This is a genomic window from Kiloniella litopenaei, from assembly GCF_000982415.1.
GTDB classification, from domain to species: Bacteria; Pseudomonadota; Alphaproteobacteria; order Kiloniellales; family Kiloniellaceae; genus Kiloniella; species Kiloniella litopenaei.
This window is the reverse complement of the sequence record NZ_LANI01000023.1, coordinates 1-15,930: the sequence shown is the minus strand read 5'-3', so window position 1 is coordinate 15,930 and position 15,930 is coordinate 1. Positions and strand designations below refer to the sequence as shown.

The 15,930-nt window shown below is 47.0% G+C and carries 5 protein-coding genes; 4 read left to right on the top strand and 1 reads right to left on the bottom strand.

The window, feature by feature from the left end; genetic code table 11:
- Positions 1 to 71 precede the first annotated feature (71 nt).
- Both WH95_RS15340 and WH95_RS15335 read left to right on the top strand, forming a co-directional pair.
- A complete protein-coding gene (locus WH95_RS15340) occupies positions 72 to 428 on the top strand; it encodes a hypothetical protein (protein WP_046508885.1) in 357 nt (118 codons plus the stop codon).
- A 71-nt stretch (positions 429 to 499) separates the two neighbouring features.
- Positions 500 to 2,803 (top strand): molybdopterin guanine dinucleotide-containing S/N-oxide reductase, encoded by a 2,304-nt coding sequence (locus tag WH95_RS15335; RefSeq protein WP_046508884.1) that lies wholly within the window; start codon positions 500 to 502, stop codon positions 2,801 to 2,803.
- Positions 2,804 to 2,834: 31 nt separating this feature from the next.
- Here the strand turns inward: WH95_RS15335 and WH95_RS15330 are convergent, their stop codons facing one another.
- A complete protein-coding gene (locus WH95_RS15330; protein WP_046508882.1) occupies positions 2,835 to 3,665 on the bottom strand; it encodes a trypsin-like serine peptidase in 831 nt (276 codons plus the stop codon).
- A 330-nt stretch (positions 3,666 to 3,995) separates the two neighbouring features.
- Between WH95_RS15330 and WH95_RS15325 the strand changes: the two genes are divergently transcribed.
- Both WH95_RS15325 and WH95_RS15320 read left to right on the top strand, forming a co-directional pair.
- Positions 3,996 to 4,919: an OmpA family protein gene (locus tag WH95_RS15325; RefSeq protein WP_046508880.1), complete on the top strand. Its 924-nt coding sequence runs from the start codon at positions 3,996 to 3,998 to the stop codon at positions 4,917 to 4,919.
- Positions 4,920 to 5,312: 393 nt separating this feature from the next.
- On the top strand, positions 5,313 to 15,930 hold a 10,618-nt coding region (locus WH95_RS15320; protein ID WP_046508878.1), incomplete at its 3' end, for a DUF5801 repeats-in-toxin domain-containing protein.

Here is a 15,930-nt window from a genome sequence, read left to right as displayed (position 1 = left end):
AACTGATTGGCTTTGCTTTAATCAATCACTCTAAAAAGACAAGTGGTATTTATAAGATAAAGAACAAAAAAATGAGCGAAAACGAAACCAAAGATGAAGAGTTTTCATGGGACGCAACTGTTACTCTTCGTGGCAGTGAGGTTGTTATTCCGCTAAAAGCTTCTGTGATTAAGCAGGAGATCGAAGATCAGATTTCCATCAAGGGTTCTCATAGAAAGGCAATTTTGCGATCTACCATCAAAAAGTTTTCCGCTGGCCTGAAGAAAGGGGCAGAAAATCTGAAGGGTGAGGCTTTGCAGGAATTTCAGTGGAATGCTTTTATTCTATTGATTGATGATATTATTGCCAACCGACACATAGCGATGAGATCAGATGCAGCCTTGGTTGAACAAGCGATCGCTGATCCCAGATTGCAAGCGCCAAAATAAGTCCGTTTGATTGTTGGGCTTAGAGCTTCGTTATCTTTGCTGCGTAACAGGTGAAACAAGAGTGTTGTAGGATGGAAAAGAGATTAACGGCGTCCCACTGGGGCACATATTATCTTTCTGTTGATCAGGGCAAGATCACTGCTGTTGAACCTCATGAGATGGATCCGGATCCATCTGCCATCGGTCAATCTTTTGTCGATGGTATACAACACCCCTGTCGCGTGAAACGTCCAGCTGTTCGAAAGAGCTATTTGGAAAAAGGTCCGGGCGCGGCAACCGATAAGCGTGGTGCAGAACCCTTTGTCGAGGTTGAATGGGATACTGCCTTTGATCTGGTTGCCAAAGAATTGGACCGTGTGCGGACCGATTTTGGGAATCAGGCTATCTTCGCCGGATCTTATGGCTGGGCCAGTGCTGGGCGCTTTCATCACGCCCCGAGCCAAATTCATCGCTTTATGAATGCGATTGGTGGTTACACCAAATCTGTAAACACCTATAGCTATGCGGCGTCCGAAGTCATATTACCCCATGTAGTGGGGTCTATGGATTGGTTGTTGTCACAGCATACATCCTGGCCTGTATTGGAAAAGCATTGCCAGTTGATGGTGATGTTTGGCGGGGTCGCCCTTAAAAACGGACAGATTAACGCTGGTGGTGTCGGGCGGCATTCGGCAAAGGAAGGCTTGCTGGCTTGTAAAAAAGCGGGAACAAAGTTTGTTAACTTTGGCCCGATCCGAGAAGATGTTGATGATGCTCTGGACGCAGTTCACCATCAACTACGGCCTGGCAGTGATGTCGCGATCATGCTTGCCTTGGCCTATCACCTCTATACAAAAGGCCTTCATGATCAGGACTTTCTGGGTAAATACTGTGTTGGCTTTGACCAGTTTACTCCCTATTTGTTGGGAGAAACCGACGGACAGGCTAAGGATGCAGACTGGGCTGAGAAGATTTCAGGAGTAGAAGCATCAATCATCCGTGACCTTGCTGTGGAGATGGCAAGTAAACGTACAATGGTCACGGCCAGCTGGTCGCTTCAGCGTGCTGATTATGGCGAGCAAACCTATTGGATGACAATTGTTTTGGCCGCCATGCTGGGGCAGATTGGCTTGCCGGGCGGCGGCTTTGGGCTCGGTTATGCTGGTGTGAACGGCGTAGGGCATCAGTTCAGAAATTTCACCTGGGCGTCGCTTGATCAGGGCGTCAACAATGTACGTGATTTTATACCTGTGGCACGAATTAGCGATCTGCTGTTAAATCCTGGTGGGACCTTTGCCTATAATGGTCAGAACTATACCTATCCAGATACCAAGATAGTGTATTGGGCAGGGGGTAATCCGTTTCATCATCATCAGGACTTGAACAGGCTCTTGAAGGCTTGGCAAAAGCCAGACAGCATTATTGTCCACGAACAGACTTGGAATGCGTTGTCTCGTCATGCCGACATCGTTCTGCCTGCGACAATGGCAGCGGAACGTAATGATATCGTCTGTGCCAAACGCGATGATGATATATTTGCCTTAAAGCAGGTTGTTGAACCCATTGGTGAGGCGAAAAACGATTACGATATCTTTTGCGGGATCGCGCGTTCTATTGGGGCTTTGGATCGCTTTAGTGAAGGCCGTGATGAAATGGATTGGCTCAAGCTGTTTCACGCAAAAAATCGTCAACGCGCCGCCAGCTTCGGCATAGATATGCCCGATTTCGACAGCTTTTGGGAGGCCGGGGAATATTCCCTTCCTGCTGGAAAAGACTTAATCCTGCTGGAAGATTTTCGTAAGAATCCACAAGCGCATAAGTTGAGAACGCCATCAGGACGGATTGAAATTTATTCCAGGACCGTCGCGTCTTTCGAATTGGAAAGTTGCAAAGGGCATCCGATGTGGTTTGAACCTAAAGAGTGGCTGGGATCTGCGCGTACTCAAAAGTTTCCCTTGCACCTTATATCAAATCAGCCAGCCACGCGCCTTCATAGTCAGCTTGATCACGGTAAAACCAGTCAAAAAAGTAAGGTTGCCGGTCGAGAGGCAATGACTATGCATCCTGATGATGCGCAAAAGAGAAACCTCAAAGCGGGTGATGTGGTCCGGGTCTATAATGATCGCGGTGCGACCCTTGCAGGGGTAATTATCAGCTCAACTCTACAGCCCGGTGTCATTCAACTGCCTACTGGGGCATGGTATGATCCGATTGAACCCGGCGTTGTCGGGAGTCTTGATATCGCTGGCAACCCGAATGTTCTGACAAGAGATGAAGGGTCGTCAGAGCTGGGACAGGGGCCAACAGCGCATTCCACATTGGTTGAGGTTGAAAAGTATGAAGGCCCGGTTCCTGACGTTACAGTTTATAGCCCACCAGAAATGATCTTGCCGTAAACTGATTGAAGAAACAGTATTACAGTAACTATTATGGGCGGCGACTGTTACCCCATTTATAGTGCGCGTTTTTCAAGCTGGCAAAAACCCAGCTGTCATTTTTTCTAGGGGCATCGTTCTTACTAAAGGCTGCTGATGAAACAAGATGATAGGCGCCATTTTGATAAATGAACGTTGGCAATGATCTTTGCGCGACATTTGTTCCGCGACAGGGAATAGCGCCAACATTCGGCAATCTTTGTTTGGAAACTTGTTGCGAGCAACCACTGGAAAGGCGCACTGCGTGTTCCCATCCATTGTGATATCCGGCGTTAAACATTTTTGCAGAGCCTGATCTTAGATGGTGGCGCATTCCTTTGTTCATGCTTTTTAGTCCCAGCCAACCTGTGTATTGGCCAATGGGTTTTTTCAACGTCACGATAGCCCAGTCCCCCGCAATGCTGGCAAGGCTATCTGGTGATTTCGGGTTATAACTATCAGAGATTTCTATGCGGGCAACGTTAGACGATGCCATGTGTTGGTCGTGTTGGTACGCGGCACGATAGTGAAGCTCATTGTTATTCCACCATCGCTTCTCAGCTTTGTTATAAAGACAGTTTGCCTGGGTGAAGAGATGTTTTTTCCCGATCATGACGCCAGTACAGTGCCCTTTACCCCCGATGTTAAGGCGACCAATAGTACTCCACGGATAAACCTGAGCATCGACAGTACCTTTGTTAACCTGATTGTAGCCGGAAGAGGGCGTGCCTTCTTTGGTATAGAATGATGATGCTTGGGCTTGGGGTAAGCTGCACAAGACTGTCGTGGCAAATAACAGGCAGGAGATTCCGAATAGGAAAGACTTGGATTTAAGGGCAAGCAAAATTAGAACTCTTTAAAATAATTACAAAATCAGTGAAGCTGTGGTGATGACCTGTGCTGGAAACGAAAGTATCAAGGTCAATGGCAAAAGGGTGTGACCATTTTGGGATTCTTTTTTTAACCGATTCTTAATGATTTCAGCCCTCTATAGGTGTCTGAATTCTGCGTATAAGAATGGTGTCTAGGCTTGCGGATAGCTCGTTTTAGGTGAATTCAACCGTGAGAGTAGAGAAAAATACATACAATGGCTTGCTCTTAATCGTTTGAAACGGTATAGATATCTCTGAATTTATTTCTGCTGTGGGTTGCAGCACTCATTAAGGGGTGGACAATGAAAACAAAAAGTTTTCTGTTCGGGGCTGTTGCGGCTGTGATCGCTGCTGCACCGGCAAATGCTGGACCGCTGGATGCTATGTTCGGTGGTTTATTTGATACTGATACTGCTCAAGGACTTGAAGTAGAAGGCGTTCAGTTTAGCAATGCTTTGTACGACGGGTATCTTGCGCTTTCTGAAGAGCGTGATGATAACTGGGACTTGGTTGATGCCGAGCACTTTAATCACAAAGCGCGTACTGCGGCACGTCGATCTTCAGTTTTGCCAGATGCACCAGATGATCGTTGGTTGCGTGATGATCAGAAGCCTGAGTTCGCGGATGCGTTGTTGCGGATGCGTAAGGCGTTTGATCGCGGCGGTCGTGTTGTAGCGCCACAGTTGGCAGCTAAAGCACAAGTTAATTATGATTGCTGGATTGAAGCAACTGAAGCTGGCCGTTCTGTTCAGTATCAGCCATCTACTCGTGGTGCTGAATGTAAAGAAGCTTTTGATGCTGCAATGAACGGCCTTGATGCTCTTGCAACTTTCAAACTTACTGACTTCCAGCCATACATCTCTCCAGCTCCTGCTGCTGATGAGGCTCCGTTGGCGAGCTCATTCCTGGTCTATTTCAACTTTGATAGTACTGTTGCTACAGACGCCGGGCGCCAGTCTCTGGAAGAAGCTCTTGCCGCTGCACAGGCAAACGATGCATCAACTGTACGCATGGTAGCGCACGCTGACCGTTCTGGTGCTGTTGATTATAACCAGGCACTTTCTCAGCGTCGTCTTTCCGTCGTGATGGAAGCAATGGCGCGTGCGGGTGTTGATGTGGGACGTATCGTTCCGGATGCTGTTGGTGAGACACAGTCTCTGATCCCAACTGAAGATGGCGTTCGTGAGCCAGGTAACCGCGTTGTGGAAATTGATCTGGTTCAGTAATCTGATCTAATCAAATTAAAATTTGACCTGCGGGTCATCTAAAAGCCCTGCCGAATCGGCAGGGCTTTTTTTGTTAAATAATCCAGACATTTTTTGTTGGTAAGATTCTGGAAAGGATTCATTAGCGCTTTGTTAGTTCTAGTATCCTATAAATTTGTAAGTAAGTGTTATTACGTAGTGTTGTTAGCGGTTCAAAATGGTTAAAATAAAATTAAGAAAATAAACTCATATATATTAATGTAGTTTTTGAAAATGAATCACTTGAGTTGAAAAAGCTTCGTAGTAATATAACTCCAAAGTTTAATGGGCGTGGTACGTCTGACAAAAATATGTGCCGTACAAATTTGTACAACACAGGGGCACAAGATATCGGAACCTTAAGGGGGATTCCAAATGACTGATGATCTTAATCGTAACGGTGGTGATGCAATGGTTGATACAAATGATGTGAATGTCGTTGGTGAAACAGGGCGTGAAACGCTTGTCGGACAAGCTGCGGGGGCAGTTGAAGTTTCGGCGCCAGCCCAGGGCGAAACCGTTAACGTCACGCTCGTCAAAGGTCAGACTGCCAATCTGGCGTTTGATGCAACTGCCGCAACGCCTATTGTTGAGGGAAATGATTTTGTCCTGACATTCGATACGAACGGTGATGGGGAAGCCGACAGTCGAATTGTGTTCCAGAATTTGGTTGAAGAATCTCAAGGCGCTGATGCGCCTGTTCTTGTTATTGGTGGTGTTGAATTATCCGCAGGTCTTTTGATCGGTCAGGCACAGGCCCTTGCCGAAGGGGAAACGCTTGAAACAGCAGCCGGTGCAGGCGCTGGCCCTGCTGGTGGCGGCGGAAGCGTTTATAGTGATGATCTCGGTAATGCGATTGATCTCCTGAATGCACAAGGCGTTATTGATCCGACAGAACTTCAGTTTGGACTGCTCGAAGGGCAGGATGAGATTACCGATCCGGCGCAGGGAACTTTTACTGTCAGTTTTATCACTACTGATGTTGAGGGCCCCGAAGGTGGGATTTCAGGTACCTTTGCTGGTGGTTTTGAAGATGCTTTGCCAAATCAGCATCTAGATCAAGGCGATATTGGTTTTGATGATGATCCCTTTACTTCCGGTGAGCTATACGCCGCACCAATGCAGGTGCAGTTTAATTTTACGCCTGCGGATAACGAGACACTCGATTCTGTCGAGATTAATGCACTTCCTGCTGGTGTTGAGCTGTATATAGGTGGTTTTTCTCCTGCAAACCTCTACACAGGGGGCTTTCCTGTAACAATAACGCCAGAAGATTTTGATAGTGTCTTCATTCTTCCACCTAATGATAGTGATGAGGACATTCCTGTTTCTGGTCAGGCAAATATTTCTGATCCGGATTCAGGTGAAAGTGCGACGCTTCCATTTAGTGGTGAAGCGATTATTGATGCAGTTGCTGATGTGCCGCTTATCGGTATTGGTGACGATGTCATTTCCACAGATGACCTAAGCTCTTTTTCTGATCAAAATCAGTCTGGTGAAGGGAATGATAATCATGTTCTGCTGTCCCGTTCGGGCAATGATGCCATTTCTGAAGAAAGCACAATTTGTGTGCCGCTTAACGCTGCACTAAGGGACGTAGATGGCTCTGAAGTTCTTTCGCTCGAAATTTCAGGTGTTCCAGAAGACTTTACCCTGCTCGACGGGTATTTGCCATCAGGATGGGTTGCTGTCGCAGGTGAGGTTGTTGATGGGCTGGTAACCTATACGATCACTTACACAGCTGGTGATCCTTTGCCGACATCAATTAACGGCGTTATTGCCTTTAATACCAATGACTATACAACTGAAAATCCAGCTAACCCCGGCACTGGGCGTGATTCTAACGGAGAAATTAATACAGGTGAGCCAGTCAACTTAACTGTTACGGCAATTGCGACAGAACAGGAAACTGATGTCGGCACTGATGAATTGACTCTGGAGAACAATGTCGCCAGGGCAAGTGAAACATTTACCTTTGATATTACGGAAGATGTTCCTGACGTTAGTGATGTCTCACTTAACCACGATGAAACCGAAGGCGAGGATAGCGGATCGAATGATAAAGTAATTGATAGTGATGCAGCTACATTACTCTTTGCTACTCTTGATACGCTATCGTCTGCAACACTGGGAGCTCCAGTTGGCTGGGCTCAGGTAGATATTAACTATAATCTCAAAAGCGACGGCTCTGACGATGAAGTCGATGGGTCTGATGGTTCGACTGATACTGATGCTCCAAGTCAAAGTAGTAATACTTTTGATGATCTTGAGGACATTCGATTTGAGGCTGTAAGCGGTGCTATCCTTAAAACGGATGGGAATCCTCTTACTTCTGGTGGGGTTGCTATTGAACTTCAGCAAGACCCGGCTAACCCTGAAGTTGTATGGGGTGTTGCAGATGGTGTTGTGATTTTTGCAGCTTATATTGATGGTACTCTTCATAATGAGGGTAACTCAGGAACAGTTTCTTTTGTGCAGTATGGCCCAATTGATCATCCTGATGATGGTGATGGTTCTAATAATACTCATGATGAAGCGATTTCGTTTAAACTAGCGTATCAAGTGGTTGATGATGAAGGGGATGTATCAACTGCTAATGTAACTTTCACGGTTGAGGATGATGGTCCGAGTGTTGACGTCTCCGTCGCTTTTGATGAGGAAACTGAAGAACCTGCGACGCTTTCTCTTAATTCTCTAGATGAGTCCACGGGTGCTGATGCAGGTGATCCGAATGCAGCTTCTGACGACACAGGTAATACCGTATCAGATCCGGCAGGCAGTGATGCTATTGGTAGTATTACAAGTGGCGTTAATAATGGTGCGCTTGGTAATCTGTTTAATATCACCAAAGATGCTGGCACTGATGGTGAGAAATCAGTTGAGTACAAGTTTGAGTTGACGCTTGAGGGCACACCGGATTCTTCTGGTGGCATTGCGACGAACCTGAGTGTTACGCAGGGTACATCAAACACTGATTATGTTGATACTGCGATTTATCTCTTCCTTGAGGGTGGAGAAATTGTTGGCCGTTTTGATGCCACTACTGGTGCGAATGGTCTAGACGGTATTGCGTTCCGTATTTCCCTTGATGATGTTAATAGTCTGACAAACGCAGATCTTACTTTTGATCAGTATGTTGCGATTTCTCATCCTGACGGCACACCGGCTGATCATGATGAAGCGATCAATCTTCTGACATCTGATAGTGGTGCGTCCGTTGGCCTTAAGTTGACAACCACCGTTACAGATGGTGATGACGACACTGCGACAGATAGTGCGACAGTTGTTCTCTTCGACGATCAAAATAGCTCGATTTCCATTGAGGATGATGGCCCAAGCATAACGACCTTCAAAACTAAAGAAGGTGTTTCTGACAAGCTAACACTTGATGAGTCTGTTGGTTTTGATCCGGCTGATGGTAATGCTGATGACGAAAGTGCCGTCGGTGCTTCAGCTTACGCAATTGGGTACGCAAAAATTGCGGGCACAGACCTGATTGATATCGCTGTTGATGCTGGTACAGACGGTGAAAAATCCCGCGTCTTCTCATTAACACTGGATAGCAGTATTTCTGGTCTTTTTGCCACAGCTTCGGGTGATCCAGTTTACCTCAGTCAGGTAGGTAATGTGATCGCGGGTGTTGCTGATGGTGAAACAGTCTTTACGATTACGGTTGATCCAGCCACAGGTGGCATAACTGTCGAACAGTTCGGTGCGTTGAAGCATGGTGACACAGATGATCATGATGAAGCATCTAATCCTTTGGAAATTGCGGCTGGTGCTATCAAGCTAACTGTCACCTTAACTGATGGTGATGATGATACTGATAGTGAATCAGTTGAGTTGGGTAATCTGATCAAATTTGAGGACGATGGTCCTGTTGTTGATGTTGCTGTGAAGACAGTCGGTGAAGGTGAAGATGCTGAGCCAGTAACACTTTCCCTTAATGCGCTTGATGAATCTATTGGCACAGATACCGGTGATTCAAATGCGGCCTCTGACGACACAGGTAATACCGTGTCAGATCCGACAGGCAGCAATGCTATTGGTAGTATTACAAGTGGCGTTAATAACGGTGCGCTTGGTAATCTGTTCAATATCACCAAAGATGCTGGCACTGATGGTGAAAAATCAGTTGAGTACAAGTTTGAGTTGACGCTTGAGGGAACACCGGATTCTTCTGGTGGCATTGCGACGAACCTGAATGTTACTCAAGGTACATCGAACACTGATTATGTTAATACAGCGATTTATCTGTTCCTTGAGGGTGGAGAGATCGTTGGTCGTTTTGATGCAACATCGGCGGCTGGTCTTGACGGTATCGCGTTCCGTATTTCCCTTGATGATATTAATAGTCTGACAAACGCAGATCTTACCTTTGATCAGTATGTTGCGATTTCTCATCCTGACGGCACACCGGCTGATCATGATGAAGCGATCAATCTTCTGACATCTGATAGTGGTGCGTCCGTTGGCCTTAAGTTGACAACCACCGTTACAGATGGTGATGACGACACTGCGACAGATAGTGCGACAGTTGTTCTCTTCGATGATGAAAATAGCTCAATTTCCATTGAAGACGATGGTCCGGTTGTTGATGTTGCTGTTAAGACGGTTGGTCAGGGCGAAGACGCTGAAGCTGCGACACTTTCACTTGATACTTTGGATGAATCCACGGGTGCTGATGCAGGTGATCCGAATGCAGCTTCTGACGACACAGGTAATACCGTATCAGATCCGACAGGCAGCAATGCTATTGGTAGTATTACAAGTGGCGTTAATAATGGTTCACTTGGTAATTTGTTCAATATCACCAAAGATGCTGGCACTGATGGTGAAAAATCAGTTGAACACAAGTTTGAACTGACGCTTGGTGGTGTTACGACAGAGCTTGGTTCTGGTGTGTTGCCAACAGCGGTAAACGGTGTTGCCACGAACCTGAGTGTTACGCAGGGTACATCTGCTTTAGATTATGAAGGTACGGCGATTTATCTCTTCCTTGAGGGTGGAGAGATTGTTGGTCGTTTTGATGCGACCGCTGGTGCGAATGGTTTGGACGGTATCGCGTTCCGTATTTCTATTGATGATATTGATGATCTAGCGAATGCAGATCTGACCTTTAATCAGTATGTTGCGATTGATCACCCTGATGCTGGTGATGGGTCAGGGGGTACGCATGATGAAGCGATTAACCTACTTACTGCTGCGGATAGTGGTATTCAAGTTGGCCTTAAGCTGACAACCACCGTTACTGATGGTGACGATGATACTGCAACAGATAGTGCGACAGTTGTTCTGTTTGACGATGAAAATAGCTCGATTTCCATTGAAGATGATGGTCCAAGTGTTACGTCAACTGGTCCTCAAGAATTCGTGTTGAACGGCAGCTTCGAAGATGGTCATACACTTTCCGGGGCAACTTACGGGACATTCAACAATCTTAGTGATGGATCGTGGAGTAATGGCGGGGCAGGACAGCCCGGGTTTGAGATCCAGCATGGTAATATTGCTGGAACGGCTCAACATGGCGATGCGCTACTAGAGCTTGATGCGAACGAAAACTCTGTTGCTCAGCAAGATATTGCCGGCATGACAGCCGGTGAAGATTATGTCTTGACCTTCCATTACAAGCCACGTGTTAATAATGGCACAGACACCGATGATGTGATTGTTAAGTGGAACGGTGTTGTCGTCGAGGACCTTACTTCTACTGATGCACCAGGCGGTTGGAAGCAGTTCACAGTAACTGTTACGGCAGGGGCTGGAACGAACAACCTGGCATTCGAAGGTGATGGTAACAGCGAAAGCTTAGGTGGTTATATTGATAATATCAGCATCAATCAGGCGCTGATTGTTGATGAAACTGACTTGGGTGTTAACGACTCTCTTGATTTCAGTGGTCGCTTTACAGCTGATTTCGGGTCTGATGGACAAGGAGCTCCGACAACTTACGCTATCACGGCCATTGGTGGTATAGATAGCGGGTTGGTTGATACAATTTCTGGCAAGCCAGTTTTGTTATATGATGATGGTGCTGGTACTGTCGTCGGACGTGTCGGTGGTATAATTGGTGAAGATGTCTTTAAGGTTACTGTCGATGGAAATGGCGTTGTTACGCTAGATCAGATCCGTGCTGTACGTCACCCGGATGCGGATAATCATGATGATGTGGTCGGTATACCCGCAGGGAAAATCAATTTAACAGCGACCGTTACTGATGGTGATGGTGATACTGCGGATAGCACTATTGATCTTGGAACATCCCTTTATTTCAAAGACGATGGTCCTGTTAACACAATAGGAACAGTTTCCGGTACGGTTGAAGAAGACAATCTTGTTGACGGAAATGATGAGGATGGAGCGGGGAGCACTGTTGCTAACGGTTCTGTCGCCGGTTTGGTTGACTTTGGTTCCGATGGCGCGGCTTCAGGTGGCGGGTTCAGCTTGGCATCTGATCTGAGCAATCTGCCAACACTGACCTCAAATGGCCTGGCTGTTACCTATGCTGTTTCTGGGGATACGCTGACAGCGTCAACAACGGCTGGATCCGTTTTCACGTTAAAAGTTGAATCAGACGGCAGCTATACCTTCACGCTTCTTGACCAGCTTGATCATCATCCGGTCAATGCGGCGGATAATTCAGAGGGTTTCCTTGATCTTGATCTTTCTTCTGTAATTGTTGCCACAGACCGTGATGGCGATAGTGTAACTGTTGACGACGGTTTTGTGATCCGTGTACAGGACGATGTTCCAGTTGCATTGGATGATGTTCTGAATGTAACTGATGAGTCCGCAGGGAATGTTGTGACAGGCAATCTGTTGCAGGCTGGTGAAAGTGCTGGTGCTGACCAACCGGGGACAATCCGTGAAATTACCCATGATGGCGTAACTTACGAGCTTGCAGCTGATGGTCAATCTGTCAGCGGCGGTGGTAGCTTTGATCCTGCGACCGGTGTTCTGACAATCACGACTAAAGCTGGCGCGACCCTGACTGTGGACATGGCTGGTGATAATCTGGGTGATTACAGTTACGAAGGCCCTGCAACGCATCTGGGTGAAGATTTCGCGCTTGGTGGTGGCAGCTTTGATGGTGCAACCTATACGCAAACAAACCCAGCAACAGGTGTAACCGTTACCTTGACTGGTGCTGGAACCCAAGGCGGTAATCCTGTCGATGTAAAGATTGTTGCCTCTGAATTTAGCGGTCTTGGAATTGCCAATGTTCCACAAGGAAGTGGCGATTCAACGGCGATTGATGATGGCGGTGTAGCTGAGAGTATTACAATATCTTTCTCTGATGCTGGCGGTACGGTTTCCAGTGATTATGTTGCGATTAATCTTGGATCAATAGATGACGCTTCCACCGGGGAAGTTGTTGCCTGGAGTGCAGAAACAGCCTCAGGCACAGTAACGGGTACGACGTCACCTGGTGATACACTATTAGAGCTTGATCTTGATGGTATTACGTCTGTGACGCTGACTGCAGTTGGTGATAACTTTACTGTTGTTTCTGTTTCTACTGCACCTGATACACTAGACGAGACATTTGATTATGTTCTGGAAGATGCAGATGGTGATCAGGATGGGGCAACCCTTACTGTAACGGTTGCAGATGACAACCCGGTTGCTGATATTGAATTTAATCAGGACGCTGAGATCCGTCTGGACGAAACAGAGAATGATGATGATGACACTGCGGTTGATGGTCTTCTTGCCGATGTAACTATTCTGGGGTCCAATCTCTTTACAGACAGTTCGGTATTTGGGGCGGATGGCGCTGCCTCCGCTGGGGCGACTGAGTTCTCACTAAATATTGAAGGTCGTCAGCCTCTTAACAGTGGCTTGGTCGATGCTCAAACAGATGAATCGATTATTCTGACGCAAGAACCAGGTGGTGATATTGTTGGGTCATCTGCGTCTGGTGGCGAAGTTTTCCGTGTTTCGGTGAATCCTTCTACTGGTGATGTAACCGTTACACAAACCCGTGCGATTGAGCATGATAACAGCAATGATCCAGATGAGGCCTCCAGCCCTGAAATTATGAATTCAGGCATTCTTAACCTGGTCGCGACGGTTACAGATGCAGATGGAGATCAGTCGGTTGATACTCTGGATCTTGGATCTGTCATCAAGTTTGAGGATGATGGTCCTGTTCTGACGGCCGTAGCAGCTGCGGCAGACAGCCTACAGGTTGATGACACGACGTTGAATGTTAATGACACGACTGATTTCTCTGGTCTGTTTACAGCAGATGCGGGCGAAGATGGTTCTGCAGGTATTGCCTATGCATTGAGTGTTCCTGCGGTTGATCCAGTCACAGGTATTGTTGACAGTGGTATTGTTGATACAGCAACAGGTCAGAAGGTTGTTCTGACAGATAACAATGGAGTTATTGAAGGTCGTACGGAGACTGGTGGCGATCTGGTCTTTACGGTTAGTGTTAACAGTGACGGTGAAGTTACGCTTGATCAGGTTCGTGCGGTTGATCACGGAGCTGATGGTAATGATCATGACAGTGAGATCAGTCTTGCGTCCGGCTCTGTTATCCTGACGGGTACGCTGACGGATGGAGACGGTGATACGGACGATGCGATCGTTGATCTTTCCGGAGCGATTTCGTTCAAGGATGATGGTCCATCTGCAAATCTTTCTGTGAAAGATGCGGCTGAGATCCGTCTGGATGAGACAGAGAATGATGGTGATGATACAGCTGTTGATGGTCTGCTAGCAGATGTGACTGTTGCAGGTTCAGCGTTGTTCACCAACAGCTCTGCGTTTGGTTCTGACGGTGCGGCAGCAAGCAATGCGACGGTTTACAGCTTGACGCTTAATGGTGCGCAGCCAGTTACTAGTGGCTTGCTTGATGCGGTTACGAACGAGCCGATTACGCTTTCTCAATCGACACCAGGTGGTGTTATTACAGGTAGCTCCGCAACAGGTGGAACGGTCTTTACGGTTTCTATTGATCCGGTGACAGGTTCTGTGACTGTGCAGCAGTCCCGTGCGATTGAGCATGATGATTTTGATGATCATGATGAGGATGGTGTGTCTTCAGCTGTTATGACTTCCGGCCTTATCGAGGCAACGGTAACTGTTACGGATGGTGATGGCGATAGTCATAGTGATGATGCGGAGCTTGGTAACCTGATCAAGTTTGAGGACGATGGTCCTGCCTTTACGGTTTTGGAAGATAGCTCTCTTGATGAAAGTATTGATCCGGTTACATCTGTAAACTTTGTTGATCATGGTGATGGTCTGAAAGTTGATATTGTTAATGAAGGTCTAACGCAGGCTTCATATCAAAATACCTTTGGATATTACTTCTTTAATGCAGCTGGCGAACCGATGACCGGTACGATCGTTGCAGAAAGTGTTACATCCACGACACCAGTTGGTGATTTGGTTGGGTCGGTTACCTTTGATACGGCAACTGATGTTCCTGCAGGGGCGACCGGTATGGGCTTCTTCCTTATCCCGAATGGATTTGGACAAAACCCTGCTGCGCTAATTCAGGAAGGGCAGGATGTTACATTCGCTCAAGTTGGTGGCGAATGGGTTGCTTTTGTTAATGGTACTCAACTGCAAGGTTCTGGTGGTGCGGATGCATTGTTTGATAACCAGGCGTTGAACCCGAACAACAAAGAACACCTTACCGATTTGACAGATGTTGCTGGAAACCAGAACTGGGAAGATATCAACGTCGGTGGTGATAACGATTACGATGATGCAAATCTAACCGTAACAGTTAAAGAAGTTGCCACAGGTACTGTGTTGTTCAACGCGGGTTCTGACGGACTACAGTCTCTTGCTATTGAAGCCGTTGGTGCAAAACTTGATACAGCTGCAAACGATTACAGTGTGACAACAGCACTTGAATCTGGCGGGCAGGCAATTGTTGCTTCTGCAGCAACGTCCGCTGTGGTCGACGGTGAAACCATCTGGACCATTAACGGAACAATTGATGGTGGTGCGACACCTGTCTATAGCTTCACGTATAATCAGGATACAGGTAAGTATATCTTTGAGCAGTTTGCGCCTATTGATCACTTTGATGGTGCGAACCCAATTGATGTTCTTGATCTTGGCTTCAAATTTACCGTTACAGATAATGATGGTGATTCCGTAGCACATATCATCACTGTTCAGGTCAACGATGATACATTGTTGGCTGTAGATGACGCAGGCACCGTTACCGAAGGAACGACACTGCTAGTCACTTCTGCTAATGGTGTTCTTAGTAACGATGACTTTGGTGTTGATGGTCAGGCTTCTCCTGCAATTACAGGTGTTCGTACCGGTGACGAAAACGGTGCCGAACCAACAGGTTCTGTAGGTACGCCGATTGTTGGTAGCCATGGTACGCTGACCCTGTATGCAGATGGTAGCTACACTTATGTAGCGAACGGCAACCTGGACAATGAAAACCCGATTACCGATACCTTTAGCTACACAATCACAGATGGCGATGGTGATACGGACGTTGCCGAGTTGGTTATTACGATCAACGACGGCGGCGTTCCAGAAGTGACAGATCCATCTAGTGGTCCGTTGGCGCTGAGCGTTAGCGAGACTGGTTTGGGCGATAGCGCTGATACGTCTGAGGAAGACAGTGGTACCATTACCTTCCAGGCTGGTTCAGATAATATTCAGACTGTTGTGTTTGATGGTACCAATAATCCAAGTATTGCCGGAATTGGCGAGAGTGTAACCTGGTCTCTGAGTAGTGATGGTTTAACTTGGACAGGCTCTGACACAGAGGGTGTTGCGATTGTTCTGACGCTAAGCGGTGGAACCGCAGATGCTGGAAACACAGGTACCGCAACCGTAACAGCGACACTAAGTGATGAGCTTAAACATGCGCTTGGTGGTGGCACGATTGACATCAGTGGTGTGAACGTTGTTGCGACAGATACAGACGGTGATACGGCAACAGCGCCTGTTACAGTTGCTGTTGTTGATGATGTCCCAGTAGCAAATGACGATGTTGACAGTG